The organism is Streptomyces sp. S4.7 (assembly GCF_010384365.1).
In the GTDB taxonomy this organism is placed as follows: domain Bacteria; phylum Actinomycetota; class Actinomycetes; order Streptomycetales; family Streptomycetaceae; genus Streptomyces.
Genome location: NZ_CP048397.1, coordinates 7,685,385 through 7,711,425, shown reverse-complemented (window position 1 = coordinate 7,711,425; position 26,041 = coordinate 7,685,385). Strand labels below are relative to the sequence as shown.

Here is a 26,041-nt window from a genome sequence, read left to right as displayed (position 1 = left end):
CTCACCATAAGCATATGGTCCGACAAACCTGGTGAGAGGCCCATGAGAAATCGGCGGACTTCACTTCCCCGCCGGTGGCACGATCCCCCGGATCACCCCCAGCGACAGCAGGTCCTGGGGACGCAGCCTCAGTTCGTCGGCCGTCGCGCGGGCCTCCTCGGGGGCCCGTTTGAGAATGGCCGTCGCCAGTTCGGGCGCGATGACGGAGAAGTAACTGTCCGGTGTGGCCCATGTGTTGCCCGACGCCGCGAGTGCCAGGGCTCCGCCTGAACCGCCTTCGCCGATCAGCAGGCTGGTGACGGGTACGCGGGCGGTGGCCACGGCGGCGAACAGATCCGCGATCGCGCCGCCCGCTCCGGTACGCTCCGCCTCGGCGTCGTTGGCGGCGCCCGGGGTGTCGATGAGCGTGAGAACGGGCAGCCCCAGCCGGTCCGCGAGCCTGATCAGCCTGGCCGCGGTGCGGTAGCCGGCCGGGAGGGTCGCGGTGCCGCACTGGGCCGCGTACGCGACCGTACGGCCTTCGCGCACGCCGAACCCGCAGAGCGTTCCGGGGTCGGTGCCACCGCTGCGGTCGCCGTTGATGGATTCGCGTCCGGTGAAGTACGCGGCCAAGTACGCCCCGGCGCGCGGGCGTCGGGGATCACGGGCCAGGCTCACCGCCTCCCAGCCGGTCTTGGGCGGCGCGGCGTGGCCGAGTGCGGCAGGGGGCTCGGCGGCTGTCGCGGGAGCGGCCCCCGGTCCGGTGGCACCGCCCGTCAACAGCGCCAGCCAGCGGCCGACGGTGCCCCGCAGATCCTCTTGCCGTACCACCGCGTCGATATGACCGGCCGTCAGCTGCGCCTCGGCGGTGTACGCGTACGGGTCTGCGTCCGGCGGCCGTACCCGCGAACCCGCGAACCCGATCTGGGCGCCCGGCAGGGCCAGGATCACATCGGCGCCGGCGCCGAGGGTGGCCCAGCCACCACCGGCTGTCGGGTCGCGCACCACCGCGATCTGGGGCAGGCCTGCCGCCCTGGTCAGGGCCGACTGCCGTGCCACGCGCTGGAGTTGGAGGAGCGCGAGCATGCCTTCCTGCATACGGCTGCCGCCGGTGGCGATCAACGAGACGACAGGCAGCCGCCGTTCGCGGGCGTGGGTGTACGCGGCCTCCAGCCGGTCCCCGGTGCGCTCCCCCAGCGATCCGCCGAGGAAGCCGAACTCGAAGGAGATCAGGACCGTTTCGGTGTCGCCGACGCGTGCGGTACCACAGATGACCGACTCGTCCTCGCCGGTGCGCGCCGCCGCGCGGGCGCGGGACTCGTCGTATCCCCGCCAGGCCAGTGGGCCGTCCGGGGCGGAGGTGTCCCTGGGCGTGGGCAGTTCGGTGAAGCCGACGGGAGCGCCCTGCGGGGTCGCTCCGGTGAGGGAGGCGACCGCCTGTCGCGCGCTCATCCGCTCAGCCACCGAGGGCCCGCTTCATGATCTTGCCCATGTCGTTGCGGGGCAGCGCGTCCAGATACCGCACGGTGCGCGGCCTCTTGTGCGAGGCCAGTTGGGCCCCGACGTGCGCCGCCAGTTCCTCCGCCGACGGCGGGGCTTCGGCCTGTGCGGGGACGATCCAGGCGACGATCCGCTCCCCCAGGTCCTCGTCGGGCTCCCCGGTGACGGCGGCCTCCCGTACCCCCGGATGCTCCAGGAGCACGTTCTCGATCTCACCGGCGCCGATCTTGTAGCCGCCGCTCTTGATCAGGTCGGTGGCCTTCCGCCCGACGATGCGCACGTAGCCGTCGGGGTCGCGGATCGCCATGTCGCCCGTGCGGAACCAGCCGTCGTCGAAGGCGGCGTCGGTCGCGTCGGGGCGGTTCAGATACTCGGTGAACAGGTTCGGGCCGCGCACCTGGATCTCGCCGACGGTGTCGCCGTCGTACGCGGCGATCTCGGCGCCCGTCTCGTCGACCAGCCGCAGCGCCACCCCGGCCAGCGGGACGCCGACGGTGCCGGCGCGCGGTTCGCCGTCCGCGCGCACGCTCGTGTTCATCAGGGTCTCGGTCATGCCGTACCGCTCGATGACGCGGCGTCCGGTGGCCGCCGCGATGCGTTCCTGGTCGTGGACGGGCAGCGCGGCCGATCCCGACACCAGCAGGCGCGCGCCGGTGAGCGCCTTCGCGAGCGCGGGATCGTCGGCGAGCGCCTCGGCGATGCGGTGGTACATCGTCGGTACGCCGAAGAGCATCGTGGCTCCGGACGACAGTTCGTGTGCGACGCCGTCCGTGGCGAACCTGCCGAGGTGGCGCACCGAGCCGCCGCGGCGCAGCGGGCCGAGGATGCCGAGGATCAGGCCGTGGACGTGGAACAGCGGCAGCGCGTGGACGAGGACGTCGGCCTCGGTCCACTGCCAGGCGTCCTCCAGCGCGTCCAGTGTGGCGGCGACGGCGCGGCGGGGCAGGACGACGCCCTTGGGCGGTCCGGTGGTGCCCGAGGTGTAGACGATCAGCGCGGGTGCCTCCGGGGACGGCTCGGTGGGCGGCGCTGTGGCGGGACCGGTCTCGCGCGGGACACCGGTGGCCCCGGCGACATGGTTGACGTCGGTGTCCAGGCGCGCCAACTCGGCGATGACCGGAGGCAGTTCGACCCCGCGTTCGGCCAGTACGAGGGCCGGTGAACTGTCCGTCACGATGTGCGTCAGCTCCCGTTCGCCGGTCTTGGGGTTCACCGGCACGACGGGCACGCCCGCCAGCAGCGCGGCCACCACGCCCACGGCCGTGCCGAGGGTGGGTGTGGCCCAGACGGCGACCCGTGGCGCACCGGCGATCCGGGCGGCCAGGGCGCCCGCCACCGTGGCCAGTTCGGCGTGGCTCAGTGCCTGGTCGCCGAATTGGAGTGCGGGCCGGGTGGAACCCGCCGCGAGGGCCGGGAAGAGAGGGGACACGCGTCGTTCTCCTTGCTGTCGACGAGTCAGACCGGTCGTCCGGGTGGTGGTCCGATCACCCGAAGCCTGGCACCACCAGTACGAGCCACACTGCCGCGGGTACCACTGCCACCACGATGCCTCCGTACACCATCAACTGCCGGAAGAAACGCTCCCGGTCGACGTCGGGTGCGGCGGCCAGTACGAGGGCGCCGTTGGTGGAGAAGGGGCTGACGTCCACGACGGTCGCCGAGACGGCGAGCGCGGCGATCATGCCGACCGCCCCGATCTCGCCCTGGGCGAGGAACGGCACGGCGAGCGGGATGAGCGCGCCCATGATGCCGACGGAGGACGCGAAGGCGGAGATGACTGCGGCGATGTAGCAGAGCAGGACGGCGGCGAGCAGGGGGACGCCGATGTCGCCGACGGCGTTGCCCGCGTAGTCGATGGTGCCCATCTCCTCCAGGACGCCCACGTAGGTGAGGACACCGCAGATGAGCAGCACGGTCGGCCAGGCGACCTCGCTGACGGCCTTGCGGCTCGCGTCCGGCCAGAAGGCGCTCAGGACGACGGCGAGGGTGATGGAGGAGAGTCCGGCGTCGAGGTCGAGGACGAGGACGGCGAAGACGAGTGCCGCGAGGGCGGTCAGGGTGGCGATACGGGCGGGGTTGAGCTGTGCGGAGTCGGCCGCCAGGGCGCCGTCGCCGTTTTCGGCCCCACCGTCCTTGTCCTCGGTGGCGAGGTCGCGGCCTTTCAGCTTCAGTCCGCCGAACAGGACGAAGACGACACTCGCGATGATCAGGTTGACGACGAGCGAGGCGAAGAAGAGCACGAGTTCGTTCCCGGGCAGGTTCTCGCGTTCCACCACCCCGTTGACGATCGAGCCGTAGATGCTGATCGGTGAGAAGCCGCCGGCCTGGGCGCCGTGTACGACGAGCGCGCCCATCAGCAGGGGGCTGATCCCGTACCGCGCGGCGAAGCTCAGCGCGATGGGCGCGACGATCGCGACGGCCGCCGGGCTGACGGCGCCTATCGCGGTCAGTGCTCCGGTGATCGCGAACATCACCCAGGGGATCAGCGCTATTCGACCGCGTACGAGCCGGATCGCGGCATGCACCAGCCAGTCCGTGGTGCCGTTGGCCCGTGCGATGGCGAAGAGATAGGTGACGCCGACGAGCACGACGAACAGGTCACCGGGGAATCCGGCGAAGATACCGTCCGCGTCCAGGTCGGCGACGAGTTCGCCGACCCCGAACGCGGCGGCGAAGGCGAGCGCGCCCATATTGATCGAGCGGGTCGTGGCGATCACGAAGACGACCACAAGTACGAGGATCGAGATCAGTTCGGCGGACATCGGGGGGCTCCCGTCCCTGGGGCCGTTGATTACTGGCCAAGCGGTATTGGCCAAGTGGCTGGACCACTTTGAACACCGGCCCAGCGAGGCGTCAAGGGATTCGACAGGAATTGGCTCAGCCACTTGGCCGCCGGTGTTAGGCTGCGAACGACCAGTTATGGGGGGTTCGTGTGTCCGACGCACTGCGGCCGATGACCCGGCCACGACTGTACGAACAGGTCCTCGACAGGCTCCGCCACCATGTGGCGGAAGGCGCTCTGCGGGCCGGCGACCGGCTGCCGCCCGAGCGTGAACTCGCGGGGCGCCTCGGCGTCAGCCGCGCGTCGGTGAAGCAGGCGATCGTCGTCCTCGAAGTGCAGGGACTGGTCGAGGTCCGGCACGGCGGCGGTACGTATCTCGTCCGCGACAGCCTCGACGCCGAACCGGTCGAGCGGCTCGTGGAACGCAAGCGCCGGCTGCCCGACGTCCTTGAGGCGCGCGAGGCGCTGGAGACCAAACTCGCCGAACTGGCCGCCGAGCGCCGTACCGCCGACGATCTGACCGCGATGCGGGACGCGCTCGGCCACATGGCGGATGAGATCGAGGCGGGCGGTCCCGGCGTGGAGGGCGACCGGCTCTTCCACGCCGCGGTGACGGCTGCGGCCCACAGCGGTCTGCTGGCGGAGTTCATGCGCTCCATCGCCGAGCAGATCACCGAGAGCCGCAACGAGTCGCTGCGCCAGCCGGGCCGCCCCCACCGCTCACTCACCCAGCACCGGGCGATCCTCGAAGCGATCGAGGCGCAGCGCGGCAAGGCGGCGGCAACGGCGATGCGCCGTCATGTGCGCACGGTGGCGAAGGTGCGCCTGCTGGACTGGAATCCGGGCGACGACGTCTGAGCCGTACGGCCCCCGGGGCCGCGCCGGGTCCGCCCCGGCTGCCGACAGCGAGAGCCCCGGCTGGTTCGGGGGATGGACCAGCCGGGGCTCGTTTCGGGGTGGTCGCGGAGCCGTCACGTCTCCCTCCGCGACCACGTATGTATGAACGCTCAACCACGTCACGGTGTTCCCCCTGCCTGGTGGGGGGCCTGTGAGTCGCAGCACGGGCACGCGCTGCCGCGCCGGGCGCGCCCCCGGGCGCACGGAGCGCGGCGTGATGGGATCGTGGAGCCGGACCGGCCGGAGAGGGGCTCCGCCACACGCGCGTGGCCCGCACATCAGAACCACCGGTACGCCTCAGTACACCCCAGTACGAACGAACGGACAGCACCCATGGGCGAGTTGATCCTCATCAGACACGGCGAGACCGAGTGGTCGCTCTCCGGGCAGCACACCAGCCACACGGATCTGCCACTGACCGCCCACGGTGAGAACCAGGCCCGCGCCCTGGTCCCCCTGCTGGCCGACCGGCGGATCGGCGTGACCCTGGTCAGCCCCCTGGCGCGGGCCCGTCGCACCGCCGAACTCGCCGGGCTGCGGTCCACCCGCATCAATCCCGATCTGCACGAATGGAACTACGGCGGCTACGAGGGCGTGACCACCGAGGAGATCCGCCGCACCGTGCCGGACTGGAACCTCTGGACGGACGGGACCACGCCGGGCCCCGGCGACCACCCGGGCGAGAGCCCGTCGGACGTCAGCGCCCGCGCCGACCGGGTACTCGCCGAGGTCCGCGCCGCCGCCGGGCGCGCGGATGACGAGGACATCGCGCTCGTGGCCCACTCACACTTCCTGCGGGTGCTCACCGCCCGCTATCTGGGGCTCACCGCGACCGAGGGCGCGCTGTTCCGGCTGGAGACCGGAACGGTGTCCAGGCTCGGTGCGGAACACGGCAACCCCGTCATCACCGCATGGAATCTGGCGCTCCCCGAGAGTGTGCTGCGCCCCGTCCAGGACCTGCCGCACAGCACCTGACAGCCGGTCCCACTCAGAACACTTGTTCATATACATGTCCCCGTCGGTCACGCATGACCGGCGGGGCGTTGCTATATACGCCTTTCACAACCAATGCCCTTTCATGAACATGAACCTGGTGAAGTTCCGCTGAATCTCTTATTGCTTGACGTGGACACTTCTACTCTGATGCGACTCCAGCGCGATGCCCCCACCGAAACGGAGAGATGAGACGTGCCCAGAATCAAGCGCACCGTCACTGTTCTCTCGGCCGCCGCGGCGATGCTGCTGACGGCGCCGAACGCATACGCGGAAGTCGAACCCGGAGGGTGGACCTCGACGTCACCTTCCTTCAACGTCCAGGAGAGGGGCTGCGGCCAGGTCGACAACCTGACCTTCACGCTCACCTGTTCAACCGGCAGCGGCGACCAGCGCGCCGAGCGGCGGTACGCCACGTACACCGGGGGCACCCGGCAGTTCGAGGGCTACTTCCGGATCGCGAGCATGGGCGGCACCCGCGTCAGCCTCAAGCAGACGTTCAACGAATCGGCGTCCGGGCCGTTCTTCATGCTGGCCGGCGAGCGCGGCGGACGCCTGTACGCGGTCCACGGCGGCGCCACGCTGTCCACCGCGGGCACGGTCGGCGCCACCGTGCGGGTGAACACCGGCCACCAGGTCGGCAGCGAGGACCCTAGGCGTCGACCTTCGTCCCGGGCTCGATGACGGCCTCGACGGCCGCCTCGGCGCCCGCCGATTCCCTGATCGGGGCGCCCGCGTGGTGCAGGCTCCGCAGAGCCTGGCTGTACGAGGTGATCAGGCTGGTCTCCAGATAGCTGATGCCCAGCTCCTCGCAGTGCTGCCGGACGATCGGCTGTGCCTCGCGCAGCTGCGGCGACGGCATGTTCGGGAACAGGTGGTGCTCGATCTGGTAGTTGAGCCCGCCGAGCGCGATGTCGGTGAACCGGCCGCCGCGCACATTGCGGGAGGTGAGCACCTGACGCCGCAGGAAGTCCGGCCGGTCGTTGCCCGACAGGGTGGGCATTCCCTTGTGGTTGGGCGCGAAGATCGAGCCCAGGTAGAGGCCGAACAGGCACTGGTGAACGGCGAGGAAGGCGATGGCCTTGCCGGGCGGCAGCACCACGAACAGCGCGCCGAGATAGACCGCGAAGTGCGTGAAGAGCAGGATGCCCTCCGAAGTCCGCTGCTTCAGCGAGCGGTTGGCCAGCGCGCGCACACCGGCGACATGCAGGTTGAAGCCCTCCAGCGTGAGGAGGGGGAAGAACAGGAACGCCTGCGAGCGGCCGATCAGACGGGGAAGCCCCTTGGCGGCCCTGGCCTGTCCCTGCGTCCAGACGAGGATGTCGGGGATGACGTCCGGGTCCAACTCCTCGTGGTTCGGGTTGGCGTGGTGCCGGGAGTGCTTGTCCTGCCACCATCCGTAGCCCATGCCGATGCCGAGGTTGCCGGCGATCTTTCCGGCGCGCACACTGGCCTTGCGCAGCCGGAACACCTGACGGTGACCCACATCGTGGGCGACGAGCGCCACCTGACCGAAGACCACGGCGAGGAAGGCGGCGACGGCGAGTGTCCACCAGCTGTCGCCGACGAGCGCGAAGGCGACCCAGCCGGCGGCGAAGAGGCCGGTGACGACGCCGATGCGCAGGGTGTAGTACCAGGGCCGGCGCCGCATCAGACCGGCGGCGATGATCTTCTTGGAGAGGCGCGCGAAATCGCTGCCGGTCTCCTTGCACGCCTGTTCCGCGGCCTCACCCGCGAGATCGGCGCCTGGCTCCAGTACCGCGGAATCCTCCACGGTACCGGCGGTGTTGACTGACATACGGCCACGCCTTTCGAAATGGGTCACGACCGTGTGCCGGTGTATGACGGCGCGGCAGGCAGGTTGGCAGGTGGGGACACAAGCCAGGGAAGACGGCGCTGCCGGGTCGTGGACGGGTGGGCGACTGCATCACGCAGTTCGGTCACTGCGTGCGGTTGGACGTGGACCACTCCGGCGACGCGACAACTGGGTATGGCCGCTGCGAATGCCGCTGACATCCTCACCGAGGACCAGTGCTGCTGCCCACACTCATGGGGCGGCGGAAAGTCAGGGGCTGGGGCCTCCTGATCTCCAGTGTAGCCTGCGCGGCAATTGTGATTCTTACACCGCACGGACAATGAGCCGCAAACGGTTTCTGAACAGCGCGAATACCATCCCGAAGGCTCATCGGCACCACCGCGCCCCTTATTAATTTTGCAGAGACTGCACATTTGCATACCATGCAAAGTGTGACGACAAAGGGTGCCGGAGCGGGTCTCCGAGAGCGCAAGAAACAGGCGACGCGCGCGGCGCTGAGCGAGGCGGCCGTACGGCTCGCAGCCGAGCACGGCGCGGAGAACGTCACGGTCGATGCCATCAGCAACGCCGCCGGTGTCTCCCCGCGGACCTTCTTCAACTACTTCGACAGCCGCGACGACGCGTTCGTCGTGATGGACACGCAGATCGGGGAACGGATCCGGCGCGCCGTACGGGACGCCCCGGCCGAGCTGTCCCCCCTCGACGCGGTACGCGAGGCCATGGCCGGCGAACTGGCCGATGTCGAACGGCGGCACGAGGTATGGAGCCTGCGCGCCAAGGTCCTCCAGAAGTCCCCGCATCTGCTGGCCCGCGGTCTCGGTCTGCACATGGCCGAGGAACTCGACCTGGCGCGGACCATCGCGCACCGGCTCGACCCCGGCGGTTCGGGGAGCGACTCCGCCGCCGGGAGCGGCACCGGGCCCTCCGACGGCGACGCCTGCGGCGGCGCCGACATCGGGCTGTATCCGCGGCTGCTCGCCGCCGTGGCCGGCACGGCCGTACGAGTCTGCGTCGAGCACTGGTACGCGCAGTCTCCGCCCGTCGCGTTCCCCGACATCTTCCGGGACGTCTTCACGCACCTGTCCGCCGGGCTGAGCCAGCCGCCCGCACAGACCGACGACGGTCCGTCCGGCCGTCGTTCCACGGAATCATAAGAAGGCCACCTTGACCGCGACAGAGGCGCCCGACCATGCGCCCACCTCCATGACCAACCGGCAGATACTCCAGGCCATGTCCGGGCTCATGGCCGGCATGTTCGTCGCCATCCTGGCGGGCACCGTGGTGGCGAACGCGCTGCCGCGCATCATCGCCGACCTGGGCGCCAGCCAGTCCGCGTACACCTGGGTCGTCACGTCCGAACTGCTCGCGATGACCGCGACGGTGCCCCTGTGGGGCAAGCTCGCCGACCTCTACGACAAGAAGCTGCTGCTCCAGCTCTCCCTCGGCATGTTCGTCGTCGGCTCCCTGCTGGCCGGGTTCTCGCAGGGCGTCGAACTGCTCATCTTCAGCCGCGTGATGCAGGGCATCGGCGCCGGCGGTCTGACCGCGCTCGCACAGGTCGTGATGGCGGCCGTGATCCCGCCGCGCCGACTGGGCAAGTACGCGGGCATGTTCGGCGCGGTGTTCGCCGTCGGCACCGTCGCGGGGCCGCTGGTCGGCGGTGTCATGGTCGACACCTCGTGGCTGGGCTGGCGCTGGTGCTTCTTCATCGGTGTGCCCTTCGCGCTGACCGCGATCGCGCTGCTCCAGCGCACGCTGCACCTGCCCACCGTCCGCAGGGACGTGAAGATCGACTACCTGGGCGCGTTCCTGATCGTCGCCGGTGTCTCCGCGATCCTCATCTGGACCTCCCTGGCGGGCAACCAGTTCGACTGGGCGTCCTGGCAGACCGCCGCACTGACCGGTGGCGGTGTGCTGCTGCTCGTCGCCGCGGTCTACGTCGAGGCGCGGGTCCCGGAACCGGTCATCCCGCTCACCATCTTCCGCAACCGCACCGTCACGCTCACCACGATCGCGAGCCTGCTCGTCGGTGTCGCGATGTTCGGCGGCACCGTCTTCCTCTCGCAGTACTTCCAGATCGCGCTCGGCAAGTCCCCTACCGTGGCAGGGCTGATGGGCCTGCCGATGATCATGGGTCTGCTCGTCTCGTCCACCGTCGCGGGCCAGATCATCAGCGCCACGGGCAGGTGGAAGGTCTTCCTGATCGCGGGCGGCATCATCATGACCGCCGGTCTGGCCATGCTGTCGACCATCGACGCCGGCACCGGCTTCGGACTTCTCAGCCTCTACATGGCCGTTCTGGGTATCGGCGTCGGCCTGCTGATGCAGAACCTGGTCCTCGCGGCCCAGAACGACGTCCCGGCCTCCGAGTTGGGCGCCGCCACCTCCGTACTGTCGTTCTTCCGCAGTATGGGCGGCACGATCGGCACCAGCGTCCTCGGCGCGATCCTCGCCAACCGGGTCGCCTCGGAGCTCGCCAAGAGCCTGGGAACGGGCGGTGGAGCGGCGGCCGGCGGATCGAGTGACGCCGTGCCGGACGTCACGAAACTTCCCGCGCCGATGCGGGAGGTCGTGGAGAACGCGTACGGTCTGGCGACCGCGGACCTGTTCCTGGTGGCCGCCCCGTTCGCCGCGCTGGCGCTGGTGGCCGTGGTGTTCATCAAGGAGAAGCCGCTCAAGACGACCAGCGGCATGGAGCGGCTCGGCGAGGAGGCCAAGCAGGCGATGGCGGACGGCGACAAGCAGTCCTCGCCGACGCCGGTGGGCTGAGCCGGGGCTGAGCCGAACCGGACAGAAGTGCCGTTCCCCCCACCGCCGTTGGGCGGTGGGGGGAACTTCTGTATCGCGCCCGCCCGCCTGGCCCCTCCCCCGCCTGCCGGCGGCCCGCCGTATCCGGACCGCGCTCGTGCGATCACGCCTGCCTCGGGCCGAATGTCGTCTGGCGCGCGGTGCGCGGTGCGGCTTTGCTGATGCCGTACGGAACACCGGTACGCCGCCTCCAGCGCCAAGGACTTCAGATGACCACGGGTACGTCCTCCCCCACCGGCCATGACACGCCCGGACCGGGCCTCTCCGCCACGCCGGTGCCCGGCCCCCGGCAACTGCCGCTGATCGGCAACCTCCCGGCCTTCTCCCGTGACCCGCTCGGTTTCTTCGCCCGGCTGCGCGGTCACGGCGACGTGGTCTCCTGGCGGCTCGGCCCGCAGCGGGCGCTGTTCCTGTCCCAGCCGGAGCACATCGGCGAGCTGCTCAAGAAGGTCGAGACCGACTACCGCCACCCCGAACTCGGCTGGGCCTTCAAGCTGGTGCTCGGCGACGGCGTCGTCACCTCGGAGGGCGCCGCGTGGCGGCGCAAGCGCGCGCTGGTGCAGCCGGTGGTCCGCCCCCGCCAGGTCCGCAGTTACGCGGTCACGATGACCGACTGCGCGTCCGCGCTGGCCGACACCTGGCAGCCGGGCCAGCACATCGACGTGCGGCGGGACATGCTGGGCCTCACGCAGCGCATCGCCGTACGGACCCTCTTCGGGACGGACACGGCGGGCCGAGAGGACACCATCGGCCCGGCCATGGACATCGCGCAGCAGGCCATCGGCGACGAGTTCCGGGGCCTCACACTCTTCCTCCCGTCGTGGATGCCGACGCCGGGACGGCAACGGCTCAAGAAGGCCGTCACGGTCATCGACAGCGAGGTGAACCGGGTGACCGAGGAGCGGCACCGGAACGGGGCCGACCGCGACGACCTCCTCAGCAGGCTGCTCGCCGCCCGCGACGAGCAGGGCGACCGGCTGAGCGACAAGGAGATCCGGGACGAGGCGGTCACCCTCTACATCGGCGGCCACGAGACGACCGGCACGACGCTGACCTGGGCCTGGTATCTGCTCTCACGCAATCCGCAGGCGCGGGAGCGACTGGCCGAGGAGCTGGCCGAGGTGCTGGACGGCCGTACGCCGGGCTTCGACGACTTCAAGGAACTTCGCTGGACCGAGCAGATCATCAAGGAGACCCTGCGTCTCTACCCTCCCGTGTGGCTGATGACGGCGATCGCGAAGGACGGCTCCACGCTGGGCGGGCGGCCGGTTCCGGAGGGGACGGTGCTGTGGGCGAGTCAGTGGAGCGCGCAGCGCGACGAGCGGTGGTTCCCCGAGCCCGACGAGTTCCACCCCGAGCGGTGGGACGAGGAGGCGCGGCCCGTGCCCGACCACGCCTGGTTCCCGTTCGGTGGCGGCGCCAGGGCGTGTCTCGGCGCGCGCTTCGCGACGGTCGAGGCGGTTCTGGTCCTGGCGACGCTCGCGCAGCGGTTCCGTCTCGACCTGGGCCCGGACGAGATCACACCGAAGACGGGCCTCACGCTCCAGCCGGGTCTCCCGGTCCGCGCGACGCTGCGCAGCGCCTGACCGGGAGCGGACGGTCCTGGCCGCCGCCCGGAGCGCTCGCCCGCACGCGGCCCCGGCACGGCGGCCCCGGCGCAGCACCAGGTCTTGTCTTCGAGCTGGCGTCGTCCGCCCGCAGGGCGGGGCTCACGGCGTCCGGTGCGTGCGATCGCAAGACGGAGGACCGCTCTCGTACTGGGCGCACTTGGGCGCGTCCGACAACGCAGCGGGCGTGCGTGCCAGGCGTCGTGAGCCAGACGCCAGTTCGAAGACAGGCCCTAGGATCGGCCGCATGACCAGTGCGGCCGACACCTCCGACGGCGGGCCCGGTCGGGACTACTTCGCCGCCGATTCGACCGCGCGGAGCCTCGGCATCGCCCTCATGGGCACCGGTCCCGGCTGGGCCACCCTGCGGATGAGTGTGCGCGCGGACATGGTGAACGGACACGGGACGGTCCACGGCGGCTATCTCTTCCTGCTCGCCGACAGCGCCTTCGCGTGCGCCTGCAACAGCCACGGTCCGGTGACCGTGGCGGCCGGCGCCGACATCGACTTCGTACGTCCGGCCCATGAGGGCGATGTCCTGACCGCGACCGCGCGGGAGCGGACCCGGCTCGGGCGCGGCGGCATCTACGACGTCACGGTCATGCGCGGGGACGACGTACTGGCCGAGTTCCGCGGGCGCAGCCGCGCCCTGCGGAGCGACCGGAACTGACCCGCCACAGCGCGCAAAGGGCCCGCACCCGGTGACGGGTGCGGGCCCTCCTCGTCGGGTACGGCCGGCCTATCCGGCGGCCCCGACGCGGATCTCCGCGCGTTCCGTGACGCCGTTGACCGTCACCGCGAGGGTGAGCGTGCCGTGCCGCAGCGCCGTGAGCGTCCCGGTGGCCGGGTCGAACGCCGCCACGTCGCGACGGCTCGCCCGGTCCGGGTCACCGATGTACACGCTCGGCGACCCCGTCCAGTCCGCGCTCATCGGGAACCCGACCGGTACCTCTCTGGCCCCCTGGACGACGGTCGCGGCGACCGCCGCCTCGTGTCCGGGAGCCAGCGTTCCGGGCGCGTCCAGCTTCAGCGCGTCGGTGTGCGCCCGCGTCTGTACGGAGACCCAGTCGGGCCCGCCCTCCCACGGCTCGCGCCGCGCCTCGGACTGCTCGCTCGTGGAGACCCTGTCGACGCCGACGAGCGACCAGCCGGTGAACCCGCCCTCGTCGGCCGGGGCCGCGGGGTTCTTCCCCGAGTTGCCGTTGATCAGATACGGGACGCCGTCGACGCGCGAGGCGTCGAAGACCCCGACGTGGCTGCCGATGAAGCCTGCGCCCTTGCCGGTCGTACGGCGGAACTCGGCGAGCCAGTTCTCCAGCAGCGCCGCTTCCTTACGGTCTCCGAGCTGGCTGCCCTTCTGCACGGTCGGGTCGCGCGGCGGCACATGCTCGATGACCATCACCGAGCTGATACGGGAGTCGCCCGCCGCCGCGTCCAACTGGGCGCTCAGGGCCTTGATCTGGGCGAAGCCACCGCCGCGCAGGGAGAGGCTGGAGGTGTCGAGCGTGACGAAGCGGGTTCCGCCGTGGTCGAACACCCGCTGCGCGGGGCCGAATTCGCCGACGAAGTTGTCGATCTTCCCGCCCATCACCTCGTGGTTGCCCGGCACGTAGTACCAGGGCACCTCGTCGCCCAGCTCCTCGGTGAGCACCCGCCGGGCGAAGGCGAGGTCCGCGGGCGAACCCTCGTCGACCAGGTCGCCGTTGACGACGAGGAAGTCGGGCTTCGCCGCTTTGATCTCACGCAGTGTGCGGCGGGCCTGGACCACGATCGCGCTGTCCGGCTCGCGGGCCACGAACTGCGCGTCGGACATCACGGCGAAGTGCCAGTCCCGGCCCTCGGTCTCGGCTGCCGGGTCGATCAACGGGTCGGTGGCGGGCCGCTGTTCGGGCAGGTCGACGGTGGGCGGCACCTGTGCGGTCAGCCCGTCGATCACGATCTCGCCGGTGTACTGCTTGTCGGCCGCGGTCTCCGCGAGATAGAAGCGGAACACGGACAGCGGCATCGCTGCCCCCTGGGGCACCGCGAACGTCACCTGCCGCCAGCCGGTCCAGGTGACGTACGGCCCCCTGAGCAGTTGGTCCGATCCGGCCGCGTCCTTGAGATGCAGGGTCGGCCAGGCTCCCTTCCCGTCTCCCTTGATCCACATCGTGAAGGACTGCGGCTGGCCGGGCACGGTGATCTGCTGCGGCGGGCTCGCGTACGCGGCGCGGGTCGCCGTCGAGAGGGAGAAGTCGTAGGTGAGTTTCAGGCCGGTGCCGGTCTGTCCCTCGGGTGTCGCCGCGAGGGAACCGGCGGCGCGGGCGTGGCTGAACTTCCAGGTGGCGGCGTCGTCGAAGACCGAGACCGGCTGTTCCTCCAGTCCGACGCTCACCGCGAGGGCGGTGGTCACGCCGTCGACGGTGGCCGTGATCCGTCCGGCGCCGGCGCCGGTCCTGGAGGTGACGGTGAAGGCGCCCTTGCCGTCGTCGGCGACGGTGAACAGGTCGCGGTCATAGGCCAGTTCCACGTCGCGCGGCTCCACCGGCGCGGAGGCGCCGTGCGCGTCGAGACCGACGATGCCGAACGTGCCGGTGGCCTCGCCGTCGGCGAGGCCGACACGGGTGGTGGTCGGCCGGATCCGCGCGAGGTCGTCGAGGACCGTCAACTCGATGGATCCGGCGGCGCGTCCGCGTTCCGCTCGGACCTCGGTGGTGCCGCTGCGGCGTGCGGTGAACACGCCGTCGTCGCCGATCCGGCCGACCGACGACCGTTCGGTCCGCCAGCGCGGGTCGCCCTGCGCGGGCCCGTACGTCTCGTCGTAACCGGCCGCGGTGAGGGCGCGCGTCAGTCCGGGGAAGACACGTTCGGGGTGGCCGCCCCTGACGGGGTCGTCGCCGGGCGCGGCCGCGGCCGGCGTACGGGTCTCGACCCAGAAGCCGTCGAGACGTCCGCTGCCGTCGGGCGCGGTGAGTGCGAGACCGTTGGGCACGGTGCGCTCGCTGCCGTCGGACGGGGCGTTCTCCACCTGGAGGGCGTCGCTGCCGGGTTCACGGGCGACGAGGGTCGACGAGCCTCCCCCGTCGAGGTTGAGCGCGCTGTACGCGCCGGCCCGCTTCATCATCGCGGCCAGCTCCGTCAGGGTGACACCGCCGCTGTCGGCCTGCCGGCCGTCGACGGTGATCACTCGCATCTCGCTGCCGTCCTTGGTGAATCCGACGGCGGTGCGGGGCGCGGCGGTGTTGTTTCCCTGGCCTTCGTGGTTCTGCGCCACGCCGTCGACGACGAGGAGTTCGCGTCCGCCCACCGCCGTGTGCGGCAGGGGTCCGCCGTTGGTGCGCGGGCTGTACTCCATGGCCACCGGGTCGCCGGGTCGCAGCGCCTTGAGCTGTACGGCGCCGGCCTCGCGGCCGACCAGCACGGTGGTGCCGGGCTCGATCGGACCTGTGCCGGGTGTGTCGGTGACGGTGACGACCTTGCCGTCCCGTACGGCGACCTCGGCGACGGGCGTCGCCGTGTCCACGGTGAGCGCGCGGTTGGCCTGGCCCCAGGCGGCGGTGTAGGCGCCGATGCCGCCGACGGGCACGTTCGCGGCGTTGTACGCGGCGAGGGGGTGCGGTCCGGCGGGCAGGGTCAGGGTGCCGTCGAAGTACAGCTCCAGGACGCGTCCGGCGTTCTCGGGGCCGATACCGACGGCCCGGTTGGCACCGGCGGCGGGCGACTGGGTGAGGGCGCCGTCCTTGATGCCGGCTCCCTGGGGGGCGCCGGTCTCGTTGATGTCGAAGAAGTCGGCGTTGATGGCGGCGACGGTGCGGCGGCCCTTGCCGGGGTCGTGCCCGGCGGCGAGTTCGGAGACGCTGCGGCGGTCGGCGACCCTGCCCGACGAGAGGTAGTCCGCCTGTACGCCGGCGTCGAGGTCGACCGACAGCGCGTCGACGCGCAGCCATTTGTCGGATTCGAGGCGGTCGTACGAGGTGAGGCTGACGCCCGGCGCGATGGGGCGGGTGCCGCGCGCGGTCTCGATGCCGTCGCCGTCCACGACGGATCTGGGGCTTCCGGCCGGTCTGCTGGCGGGCGGTGGCGCGACGGGGCGCAGCACCTCGACGGCGTTGCGCGGACGGGGGTCGGGGCTGGAGTCGGCGACGGACGGGGTGATGGCTCCCGTTGTCAGTGCGGTGACCGCCGCGAGCAGCACGACGGACCGGCGGGCAATGTCTGGGCCCACAAGTTCTCCTGTAGTACGGGGGGTTGGCGCGGATAGTAAGCGCTGTCAGCCGTCCAGCATCGCCGTGTGTGTCCCGGTTCGCCAGAGGTTCACGGACACGTCGGGAAGAACAGGGGGCACCGCGGAGGTGACATGGGGTTGCCTGCCGAGGTGCCGGCGTAATCCATCGAATGAAACTGATGATGCGTCAGAAAGACGTGGAGGGCGTGCGGATCCCACGAGGGCGGCTCCCGTGTCGCGCGGCGGACGCCGTCCGCGGGTCAGTTGCCGCGCGGCGTGGGGTCCCTGCGCATGAGCAGCAGGGCCATGTCGTCGCCGCCACCGCCGTGCTCCCCCACCATCTCGCCGAGCCGGTCCGCCAGTTCCTGAATGCCGGCGGGACCGTCCTGTACGGCACGTGCCAGCCGTTCGAGTCCCTCGTCGAGCGTGGCCCCCGGCCGCTCCACCAGTCCGTCCGTGTAGATCACAAGCGTCTCCCCGGGAGCGAGGGCCGCCGGAGTGACCGGGTAGTCGGCGCCGCCCCGCCTGCGCGAGGTGTTGGTGATCCCGAGCGGCAGTCCGCCCTCGGTGTCGAGGGTCACGCATCTGCCGTCGGCGTCGCGCACCATCGGCTCGAGATGGCCGGCCCGGACGATCTGGAGCGCTCCTGTCGACAGATCGGCTTCCACGTATGTGCAGGTCGCGAAGCGGTCGGTGTCCAGCTCGTGCAGGAAGGTGGAGGCGCGGGCCATCGCCGTCGCGGGCGGGTGCCCCTCGGAGACGTACGCCCACAGCACGATCCGCAGCTGCCCCATCACGGCGGCCGCGTTCGTGTCGTGGCCCTGGACGTCGCCGATCATCAGTCCGACCCGGCCGCCGGGCAGCGGGACCACGTCGTACCAGTCGCCGCCGACGTCACGACCGGCCCTGGCCGCGCGGTAGCGGACGGCGATCCGGGCGCCGGGGACCTCGGGGATGTGATGCGGCAGCATGGCGCGTTGCAGGGTGTCGGCGAGATCGTGCTCCTGCTCGAAGAGCATGGCGCGCTGGAGGCTCTGAGCGATGCTGCTGCTGAGCGTGACCAGCAGGTTGCGTTCCTCGCCGCTGAAGCCGCCGTGCCGTGGATACAGCATTCCGAGCGCGCCGATCGTCCTGCCCTGCACGATCAGCGGGAGATAGGCGCCCGAGGCCACCGGGAGATGCCGGATGTGGTGCCACAGCGGGGGGAAGGAGCGCCGGAACTCCTCACGTGACGTGATGTACCGGGGCCGTAGCGTGCGGACGACCTCGCTCATCGGGAACCGCGCGTCGATCCGTGTGTACTGCAGCTCGGGGACGTACAGACCCAGCCGCCCCTCGGTGACCGTGTGCACATGTCCGTTCTCGACGATGCCGAGCATCACGCTCACCGCGCCGAGGTTGCTCAGTGCCTCGGCGTCCTTGAGCGCGTCGGTGACGTCCCGCACGGTGGTCGCACGGGCCAGCAGGGCGGTGACCCGGCGGACCATGTCGGTGAGCCGGCGGCGGGTCTCGACCATCTCGGTGCGCTTGGCCGCGTCGTCCAGTTCCCGGGTCGCGTCGCGCACGATGCCGATGGCCCGGCGGGGCCGGCCCTCCGAGTCGCGCAGGACATGGCCCTGGGTGTGGAGCCAGCGGCGTGACCCGTCGCGGCAGTGGATCCAGAAGTACGCGCCGTAGATGCTGCCACCCTTGTCCAGCGCCCGCTGGATCAGTGTGTCCAGGCGTTCCAGTTCCTCGGGCGGCACCCGGCTGGGGACCTCCATGCTGCCGTCGTGTTCGTCGGGGCGGAGATCGAACACCTCCAGGGCACCGGGGTCGAGGTGCATGTACTCGCGGACGAAATCGATGTCGAAGCTGCCCATACGGTTGTACGCGAGGGTGAGGCCGGGTCCGGCGGGCCAGTCCGGCTCCGACCCTTCGGGGAGCGGAAGGCCGGATGGCGGGTCGACACTCACGGGCCCCTCTTCCCATTCGCGGGCACGGCGGGTCGGTTCGTTCTGTGCCTTCTGATGTCAATTGTGTGCGCGGCACCGGCACCGACCGCAAGCGGACGGGCGTGCCGGGCTCGCGCCGACGCTCAGCGGCCGGCCCGGCCGGGCCCCTGGTCGGGGTGGTCGGGCTCTCCGGTGATCAGCCGCTGGAGCGCGGGGGCGTAGAGGTCCGCCAGCAGTTCTTCAGTGGCCTCCTCCCCCGCACCCGGGCGGTGGAGGCTGAGGGTGGCGCCCAGACCGAGGAGCTGGCCGGTGATCAGCTCCGCCCTCAGCTCACTCCGCTCACCGCCGATGAGGCCGGCCAGCCGGGCGGTGACCTGCTCGCGGAAGCGCTCGCGCAGCAGGGTCCGCTCGTCCATGTTGCCGAGGGAGAAGACGACGCGCAGCAGGGGGTCCGAGTGGTTCTCGCGCCGCAGCCGGACCATGGTGATCACCAGGTGCCTGCCGAGGACGGCGGGGGGCGCGGCGAAGAGTTTGTCGGCGGCCGGGCCGAAGTCGGCGACGGTGTTGAACAGCCGTTCCTTCGTGCCGAAGCGTTTGACGATGAGCGAGGCGCTGACGCCGGCGTCGGCGGCGATGCCGCGCATGGTCACCTCGGCGTACGGGCGCTGGGTGAACGCGCGGCGCGCGGCGCGCAGGATCGCGAGACGGCCGGGGCCGGGGTCGGGGTCGGGGTCGGGGTCGGGGTCGGGGTCGGGGTCGGGGCCGGGGTCGGGGTCGGGGTCGGGGTCGGGGTCGGGGTCGGGGCCGACGCCCGCGTCCGTCCCCGGGACCGTCGTCCCGTCGGCCGCATGTCCGGTCGTCACGCGCCCTCCTCGGCGAACGTACGGCTTGCTGTCTGCTCCTTGCCGACGGTACCCGCCTCGGCCGCCACCGCGCGGCCCGGCAGGCACAGGGTGACCGCCAGGGCGAGCAGGGCCGCGCCGGCCGCGATGAGGAAGACCAGCAGATAGGCGTGGAGCGTGGGCGCGGTACGGCCGCCCGCCTGGAAGGTGATGTTGGCCAGCACGGCGGCGACCACCGCGCTGCAGAAGGCCTGCCCCACGGACCGCATCAGGGTGTTGAGTCCGTTCGCCGCTCCGGTTTCGCCCGCCGGTACCGCCCGCATGACGAGCGCGGGCAGGGCCGAATAGGCGATCGCGGTGCCCGCCGCGACGACGGTCGCGCCGCCGATGATCGGCCACAGGCTGTGACTGGTGAAGAAGCGCACCACGTACCCGACGGCCATCACCGCGGCGGCGAGCGCCAGGGCCGTCTTGGGGCCGTACTTCGCGGAGATCCGTGCGGATACCGGCGACAGCGCCACCATCGCGAGACCACCGGGCAGCAGACACAGTCCGCCCACGACGATCGATGCGCCGATTCCGTAACCGGTGCTCGTGGGCTCCTGCACCATCTGCGCCGTGACCAGGGAGTTCGCGTAGAAGGCGAAGCCTGTGAGGAGGGCCGCGATGTTCGTGAGCAGTACGGCGGGGCGCGCGGAGACCCGCAGGTCGACCACGGGAGACGTGGTGCGCAGCTCGTACGCGCCCCAGAGCAGACCGATGGTCAGTGCGGCCCCGAGCAGTCCGACGGTGCGGGCGGAGGTCCAGCCCCAGTCCGCGCCCTGGGTGACGGCGAGGAGCAGGCTGACGAGGGTGGCGGACAGGCCGAGGGTGCCGATGACGTCGAACCGGCCTCGGGAGCGCAGGGGTGACTCCGGGACGCAGCACAGGACGAGCACGATGTCGATCAGTCCCAGCACGGCGGAGGCCCAGAACATGGTGTGCCAGTCGAAGTTCTGGACGACGAGGGCGGCGACCGGCAGACCTACGGCGGCGCCGATCCCGAGGGTCGAGCTCATGAGGGCGACGGAGGACAGCAGCCGTGCGGGCGGCAGCTCGTCGCGCATGATGCTGATGCCGAGCGGAACGACGGCGAGCGCGGCGCCCTGGAGTGCCCGGCCGGCGATCAGCACACCGATGTGGGAGCTGACGGCGCACATGACCGAACCGGCGACGAGGACACCCAGCGAGGCGATGAGGACCCTGCGCTTGCCGTACATGTCGCCGACACGGCCGAGCACGGGGGTGAAGACGGCGCCGGTCAGGAGCGTGATCGTGACGAGCCAGCTCGCTGCCGCCGGCGTGCTGCCCGTCAGGGCGGGCACGTGCGGCAGCAGCGGTACGACCAGCGTCTGCATGACGGCGACCACTACTCCGCAGAAGGCGAGCACCGCGACGAGGAAGCGGCGGCGCCGGCCCTCCACGGGTTCGAGTGCCGGTGCCGGTCCGGGCTCCGGTATTGCTGCTGCGGACATCTGCTCTCCGGTCGTCTGCGGTGTGGAGGCGTCCGTGACCCCGTACGGCCCCGGGTGCACAAGCGTTCACCCCGAGGGTAAACACGCGTGCACCCCTTTGTCGCATGGCATTTCCTCACCGATTGGATCAATTTCGTTACCGGGGGTGAGTTTGCGCGTTGAACGTGCGTGAAGGCCGCGAATGGTGCGGCTGTGCTCGAAACGTTCAAGGAGAAACTTGATGTCGCGTATTGCGAAGGCAGCTGCTGTTCTCGCCGGCACGGGCGCCGTGCTGGCCGGCGGTGCCGGTATGGCCGCTGCCGACGCCGGCGCCGAGGCTGTGGCCGCCGGTTCGCCCGGAGTCCTTTCCGGCAACGTGGTCCAGGTGCCCGTGCACGTCCCGGTGAACCTCTGCGGCAACACCATCGACGTGATCGGCCTGCTGAACCCGGCGTTCGGCAACCAGTGCGTCAACGCCGACGCCAAGCACCACAGCGGCGGCTACGGCCGCTGAACCTCCGCCGCCCGGGGGCATACGTCCCCGCCCGCGACTGAGGCGTGAAACGACGGCCTCCCGCATCCGATGCGGGAGGCCGTCGTGCGTGCGGAACCAGGTGTGCGGGCGGGGTCGGCGCGAGGCGCCCGGGGGCGCGCCCGCGCGAACCCCTGCTCAGGCCTCGTACCGGTACAGACTCCGGTGGCTGAGCATCTCCGACGGCTTCGTCCGCCACGGCGGCATCGGCTCGTCCACGCTGATCGCCTGTCCGCGCTGGGGATCGCCGCCGCCCAGCTTCCGCTGCGGGAGATAGGTCGCCTTCGGGTGCTTCTTCTGCCAGCGGTCCCAGAGGAGGTCGACGAAGGCGTGGTGGAGCCAGAAGACCGGGTCGTGCGGCGCCGTCGCGCCCAGCATCTGGCCGCCCACCCATCGGTGGACACGGTTGTGATTACGCCAACGCGTCTTGTCGCTGGCCGCGGTCCAGCCTTCGAGGCGATTGCGGAAGCCGCGCGGGGCAGTCGAGTCCCAGGGCGCAGCGTCGTAGACCGACTCGTCCATCGCCCAGGCCAGCTCGGCCTTGGTGGGCAGCGCGATCGGTGAGGTGGGACGGCCGAAGGCGCGGACCAGGAACTTCCGCTCCAGCACCCCGTCGTCGATGGTCCAGTTGCCCGCCCCGTAGGCGAACGCCCCGGTCGTGACCTGCCCGTCGGAGGAACGGCCGTCGCCGCCGAGGAAGTCCTCCGACCACAGGGACGCGGCGGGTGTGTTGTCCGTCGTCCAGTCCCAGTACGGCACGGTCACCTTGGGGTCGATGCGCTGGAGCGCCCGCTCGAACTCCAGCAGGTACTTGCGGTGCCACGGCAGGAACGACGGCGCCATGTGCGCGGCCCGCAGCCCCTCGTCGCCGTCGGCCCGGTAGTACTGGACATGCTGGCGGACGAACTCGTCGTAGCGGCCCTGTCGTTTGAGCTCCAGGACCGTGGCGACGAAGCGCTTCTTCTCCGCACTGGTGAGATTGCGCTGATTCTTTCTGATGTGCACCGTGGAGGGTCCTCCCTGCGGGTCAGTGGAATGCCGGTCCGGCGAGCGAGAGCTGGGCACCGCCGAGGTCGTCGACCGCCGCGCGGGCGGTCGCGAGGGCGGTCGGGAACGACTCGTAGTGGTTGACCACACTGAGATGGCTGCCGTCGGCGCGCCGCATGACGTGCAGCGGCCGGCCATCGATGAGGACGCCCGCGTCCGTCCCCTGGATGTGCCGGCCGCCGTACATCTCGTCGAACAGCTCGGCCCCCTTCGCCGGTACCGGCGGTGGGCCCGCTGCCTCGGCGGGCGGAGCACCGGCGGTACGGGGGTCCGCGCGGAGGACGGGCAGCAGGGCCGTCGCCGTACCGCCGATCACTCCGAGGGCGAAAGCCGCGCGCAGGAAGAGACGCCGGGAGCGGCTGGGCGGCAGCGACGGCGGAGGCGGTGGGGCGGGCGCCCGCGATACGGGCGGGTCATGGCGCGGGCATGGTGGCGCGGGGGCCGCGGGTTCCGCAGGGCGCGCCTGCACGGGCCGCGACTGCGACTGGGTACCGCCTGGCATGGCGAACCTCCACTCGTCCGCCGTGCCCCACCGCTCGCGGGCGGCGGGGCACGGACACTGATCCGGTCCGGGGCAGACGGGTCTCTGCCCCGAACCGGTCAACGAGGAGGTCGCAGAACAGTTCTCTGAACTACGTCCGATTGTCGTAGTGACGCTCCGGACTCAGCAGCCGAGGTTGCCGCCGGGGGTGGTGCCGAGGATCTGGACGAAGCTCTGGTACTTGGCGATCCGGCTCTGGACCTGTGCGGGGTTGCCTCCGTTGCATTCGAGACTGCCGTTGATGCTGCGGATGGTCTCGCCGAATCCGCGGCTGTTGACCATCGCGTTGTGCGGGGTCATGGTGCCCGGACCGTTCTGGGTGTTCCAGTACCAGAGGCCGGTCTTCCAGGCGACGGCCGCGTCGTTCTGGACGAGCCAGGGGTTGCCGAGCAGGTCGATGCCGAGGGCGTCGCCCGCGGCCTTGTAGTTGAAGTTCCAGCTGAGCTGGATGGGTCCGCGGCCGTAGTACGCGGCCTGGCCGGCCGGGCAGCCGTACCACTGGGAACTGTCGCAGTAGTGCGGGTAGTTGGCCGTGTTCTGCTCCACGATGTGGACCAGGCCGCCGGTTTCGTGGCTGACGTTGGCGAGGAAGGCCGCGGCCTCCTGGCGCTTGATGGTGTCGCTGCCGGTGGTCGCGAAGGCCGGGTAGGCGCTCAGCGCGGCCTTGAGACCGTTGTAGGTGTAGAAGGAATTACGGCTCGGGAACATCTGGTTGAACTGCGCCTCGCTGACCACGAAGCCACCGGCGGGCGGCGGGTCGGTCGGGCCACCACCGCAGGCGCCGTTGTCGGCCCAGACGTCGACCGTGCCGGGTCTCTCGTTCTGGGTCCACCACTTCGCCGTCCAATTGCGGCCGTCGTACGAGGCGGTGTCGCCACCCCAGTAGACCGTGGACGCGTTCCATCCGGTGGTACACGCGGCGGCCGACGTGGCCGCCGCCGAGGTCGAGGCGGGCAGGAATACCGCGAGGGCCATGGCCGAGACCAGCGCGGTGAACAGTGCAAGAATTCGCTGTCGCAAACGACTCACTCCTTCGCGCGGCCGTCGTTGAGCGACGGCCGCCATGGGGGTGAGGGAACCAAACCGGAACTCGCACTACCTGTCAAGGTCTAGACCAAGTGTCGAGTTTCGGCCGGTCGCCAATCGGACGGACCGTCGCCCCGCGTCTCCCGCTGTGGGGATGAGCAGGACTTGTCGGCCGTTCGGTTCCCGGCGGAGCCGTCCCACCTCGCGCAACTTCCTGCGGTTGTCGGTGGTGTCGACCCCGGCGCACCGCGGATGTGACGCGATCTCGCCCCTGCCCGACGGAGAAACCGCGGCGGCCCGTCCCGTTCACCGAACGGTTGCGTGGTGGTGCCGCACCCGACGGTTCGGAACCGCGGTACGGCGCGAGGCGACGCGCGATACAACCACTGCGGCCGGGCAGGTGCTGTTCGCTCCTGTTCCACCGGTCTTCGTCGCCGCCGGGAAGGCGCCGGACGGCGACGTGTTCACGGATACGACGGCGATCGCGCCCCGGCCCGTCGAACGCGCGTGACACGGTTCCTGTTCAGTGGGCCGCCGGATCAGGCTCCTTGGCGGGACCGGGGATGCCGCCACCGCCCGGTTCGGGGCGCCAGCTGTAGTGCACGTCCGGTTCGTTCTCCTCGTTGCCCCGGCCGTCGGTCTTCTCCACCGGGACGAAGCCGTGGCGCTCGTAGAAACGCCGTGCGGGCCCGTTCACCTGGAACGTCCACAGCGACAGTCCGCCGGGCCGACGCCGCTTCGCCAGTTCGAGCAGGCGATCGCCGATACCGCAGCCCCGATGGTCCGGATCGAGGTACAGCTGGTCGATGTCCCCGCCCTCGATCACCATCATGCCGATCACCGTCTCCTCGACGGTCGCCACCCAGGTCTCCTGGGTGGGCAGGACGATGTCCCGGATCCAGGCGTGTATCCGCTGTTCGCTGTGGGGGCGAGTGACACTCGGGAGGGCGGCCGCGAACGATCTCAGCCAGAGTCCGGAGATGTCGGGCGCGTCGGCAGGCACCGCGCGACGGACGACAAGTGTGTTGGTCTGCACAGCGACCCATCCTGTCATCAACGAGAAATCACGGAACGATCGAGTCGATGTATCCGCCGTCGACACGCACCGCGGCCCCGGTGGTCGCGGACGCGAGAGGCGAGCTCAGATAGACGACCATGTTCGCGATCTCCTCGGGTTCGATGAGCCGCTGGAGGAGCGACTGCGGCCGGTGCTCACGCATGAACTCGCGCTGGGCCTCGTCCCAGGGAAGGGACTTGTCGACAAGCTCATAGACGAAGTCCTCGACGCCGCCGGTGTGCGTGGGTCCCGCGAGCACGGAGTTCACGGTGACGCCGCTGCCCGCCGCCGCTTTCGCGAAGCCGCGCGACACCCCCAGCAGCGCGGTCTTGGAGACTCCGTAGTGGATCATCTCGGCGGGGACGACGATCGCGGAGTCACTGGCGATGTACTGGATGCGGCCCCAGCCACGTTCGGTCATCCCGCCCAGACAAGCGCGAGTGAGCCGGACCGCGGCGAGGACATTGACCTCGAAGTAGCGCCGCCACTCGTCGTCGCTGATCTCCAGCGCGGGCCGCCGCCCGAAGATGCCCAGGTTGTTGACGAGGATGTCCACCCGTGGCACCGCTTCGAGAACCTGCGCGGCTCCGCTCTCGGTGGAGACGTCACCCGGCGCGGCCAGGAACTCCGCGCCCGGACACTCGGCACGCCGACTGTCCAGGGCGGCGGACACGGACTCCTCGGAGCGTCCGTTGACCGCGACGCGGGCTCCCGCGCGGGCGAGTCCGGTCACGATGGCCGCCCCGATGCCCTGTGTGGAGCCGGTGACCAGGGCGGTCTTGCCTGCGAGATCGATCTGCACGTTCAGTTCCTTCCCGATTGTCGGTGGATCGAGGTCATTGTGCGTGGGGGTCCGCGTACGGCCCGGTCCGCTGGCCGGGCGGAGTGTCGGCTTCCCTCGATTTCGCATTCCAACTGGCACCAGCTCTTGAAGTGAACCCGACACTGTGTCATATATGTCTAGACCATTGCCCCTCGCCTTG

The 26,041-nt window shown here is 70.7% G+C and carries 20 protein-coding genes and 1 pseudogene; 8 read left to right on the top strand and 13 right to left on the bottom strand.

Translation table 11 applies throughout. The features are described from left to right. Window positions 1-60: 60 nt before the first annotated feature. Genes SSPS47_RS33590 through SSPS47_RS33580 form a run of 3 tightly spaced genes read right to left on the bottom strand, consistent with a single transcriptional unit; the run spans window position 61 to window position 4,241 of the window. A complete protein-coding gene (locus SSPS47_RS33590; RefSeq protein WP_239065177.1) occupies window positions 61-1,443 on the bottom strand; it encodes a carboxyl transferase domain-containing protein in 1,383 nt (460 codons plus the stop codon). Next, on the bottom strand, window positions 1,436-2,908 hold the full coding sequence (locus tag SSPS47_RS33585; protein WP_164254177.1) for an acyl-CoA synthetase: 1,473 nt from the start codon (window positions 2,906-2,908) through the stop codon (window positions 1,436-1,438). The genes SSPS47_RS33590 and SSPS47_RS33585 overlap by 8 nt, the downstream gene beginning before the upstream one ends. Window positions 2,909-2,963: 55 nt before the next feature. Beyond that, window positions 2,964-4,241, bottom strand: coding sequence for an SLC13 family permease (locus SSPS47_RS33580; protein WP_164254176.1), 1,278 nt, complete (start codon window positions 4,239-4,241; stop codon window positions 2,964-2,966). A gap of 170 nt (window positions 4,242-4,411) precedes the next feature. Between SSPS47_RS33580 and SSPS47_RS33575 the strand changes: the two genes are divergently transcribed. From SSPS47_RS33575 to SSPS47_RS33565, 3 genes are all read left to right on the top strand, one after another. Beyond that, window positions 4,412-5,119 carry a FadR/GntR family transcriptional regulator gene (locus SSPS47_RS33575; RefSeq protein WP_147877922.1) on the top strand — a complete coding sequence of 236 codons (708 nt, stop codon included), beginning with the start codon at window positions 4,412-4,414 and terminating at the stop codon, window positions 5,117-5,119. 372 nt (window positions 5,120-5,491) lie between these two features. Next, entirely contained in the window at window positions 5,492-6,133 is a 642-nt protein-coding gene (locus SSPS47_RS33570; RefSeq protein ID WP_164254175.1) for a histidine phosphatase family protein, read from the top strand. Window positions 6,134-6,346: 213 nt separating this feature from the next. Continuing rightward, window positions 6,347-6,835 (top strand): hypothetical protein, encoded by a 489-nt coding sequence (locus SSPS47_RS33565; protein WP_239065176.1) that lies wholly within the window; start codon window positions 6,347-6,349, stop codon window positions 6,833-6,835. On the opposite strand, the gene SSPS47_RS33560 is transcribed toward SSPS47_RS33565, so the two are convergent. Then, window positions 6,804-7,949, bottom strand: coding sequence for an acyl-CoA desaturase (locus SSPS47_RS33560; protein WP_164254174.1), 1,146 nt, complete (start codon window positions 7,947-7,949; stop codon window positions 6,804-6,806). The genes SSPS47_RS33565 and SSPS47_RS33560 overlap by 32 nt on opposite strands. Before the next feature lie 440 nt (window positions 7,950-8,389). On the opposite strand from SSPS47_RS33560, the gene SSPS47_RS33555 reads away from it, so the two are divergent. The 4 genes from SSPS47_RS33555 (at window position 8,390) to paaI (ending at window position 13,052) form a co-directional block, all read left to right on the top strand. Continuing rightward, on the top strand, window positions 8,390-9,121 hold the full coding sequence (locus SSPS47_RS33555) for a TetR family transcriptional regulator (RefSeq protein WP_164254173.1): 732 nt from the start codon (window positions 8,390-8,392) through the stop codon (window positions 9,119-9,121). Window positions 9,122-9,131: 10 nt separating this feature from the next. Further along, window positions 9,132-10,736 carry an MDR family MFS transporter gene (locus SSPS47_RS33550; RefSeq protein WP_164254172.1) on the top strand — a complete coding sequence of 535 codons (1,605 nt, stop codon included), beginning with the start codon at window positions 9,132-9,134 and terminating at the stop codon, window positions 10,734-10,736. Window positions 10,737-10,984: 248 nt separating this feature from the next. Continuing rightward, window positions 10,985-12,361: a cytochrome P450 gene (locus SSPS47_RS33545; RefSeq protein WP_164254171.1), complete on the top strand. Its 1,377-nt coding sequence runs from the start codon at window positions 10,985-10,987 to the stop codon at window positions 12,359-12,361. A gap of 268 nt (window positions 12,362-12,629) precedes the next feature. Continuing rightward, window positions 12,630-13,052, top strand: a complete 423-nt coding sequence (gene paaI / locus SSPS47_RS33540; RefSeq protein WP_164254170.1) for a hydroxyphenylacetyl-CoA thioesterase PaaI — start codon at window positions 12,630-12,632, stop codon at window positions 13,050-13,052. A gap of 69 nt (window positions 13,053-13,121) precedes the next feature. Here the strand turns inward: paaI and SSPS47_RS33535 are convergent, their stop codons facing one another. The 4 genes and pseudogenes from SSPS47_RS33535 to SSPS47_RS33515 form a co-directional block, all read right to left on the bottom strand. Continuing rightward, a complete protein-coding gene (locus SSPS47_RS33535) occupies window positions 13,122-16,586 on the bottom strand; it encodes a phosphodiester glycosidase family protein (protein WP_239065175.1) in 3,465 nt (1,154 codons plus the stop codon). Between the two features lie 284 nt (window positions 16,587-16,870). Further along, a pseudogene (locus tag SSPS47_RS33530) lies at window positions 16,871-18,541 on the bottom strand (SpoIIE family protein phosphatase); the annotation flags it as partial. Window positions 18,542-18,663: 122 nt separating this feature from the next. After that, window positions 18,664-19,383: a TetR/AcrR family transcriptional regulator gene (locus tag SSPS47_RS33525; RefSeq protein WP_239065174.1), complete on the bottom strand. Its 720-nt coding sequence runs from the start codon at window positions 19,381-19,383 to the stop codon at window positions 18,664-18,666. After that, a complete protein-coding gene (locus SSPS47_RS33515) occupies window positions 19,380-20,876 on the bottom strand; it encodes an MFS transporter (protein WP_164254169.1) in 1,497 nt (498 codons plus the stop codon). Before SSPS47_RS33515 ends, SSPS47_RS33525 begins: the two co-directional genes overlap by 4 nt. A gap of 220 nt (window positions 20,877-21,096) precedes the next feature. On the opposite strand from SSPS47_RS33515, the gene SSPS47_RS33510 reads away from it, so the two are divergent. Then, on the top strand, window positions 21,097-21,369 hold the full coding sequence (locus SSPS47_RS33510; RefSeq protein ID WP_147877932.1) for a chaplin: 273 nt from the start codon (window positions 21,097-21,099) through the stop codon (window positions 21,367-21,369). A 156-nt stretch (window positions 21,370-21,525) separates the two neighbouring features. On the opposite strand, the gene SSPS47_RS33505 is transcribed toward SSPS47_RS33510, so the two are convergent. The 5 genes from SSPS47_RS33505 to SSPS47_RS33485 form a co-directional block, all read right to left on the bottom strand. Then, window positions 21,526-22,392, bottom strand: a complete 867-nt coding sequence (locus tag SSPS47_RS33505; RefSeq protein WP_164254168.1) for a tyrosinase family protein — start codon at window positions 22,390-22,392, stop codon at window positions 21,526-21,528. Between the two features lie 22 nt (window positions 22,393-22,414). Next, complete coding sequence (locus SSPS47_RS33500; protein WP_239065173.1) at window positions 22,415-22,936, bottom strand: tyrosinase cofactor; 522 nt, start codon at window positions 22,934-22,936, stop codon at window positions 22,415-22,417. 162 nt (window positions 22,937-23,098) lie between these two features. Further along, complete coding sequence (locus tag SSPS47_RS33495; RefSeq protein WP_164254167.1) at window positions 23,099-23,995, bottom strand: glycoside hydrolase family 19 protein; 897 nt, start codon at window positions 23,993-23,995, stop codon at window positions 23,099-23,101. 529 nt (window positions 23,996-24,524) lie between these two features. Beyond that, a complete protein-coding gene (locus tag SSPS47_RS33490) occupies window positions 24,525-25,037 on the bottom strand; it encodes a GNAT family N-acetyltransferase (protein WP_239065172.1) in 513 nt (170 codons plus the stop codon). A gap of 28 nt (window positions 25,038-25,065) precedes the next feature. Then, complete coding sequence (locus SSPS47_RS33485) at window positions 25,066-25,860, bottom strand: SDR family oxidoreductase (RefSeq protein ID WP_164254165.1); 795 nt, start codon at window positions 25,858-25,860, stop codon at window positions 25,066-25,068. Window positions 25,861-26,041 lie beyond the last annotated feature (181 nt).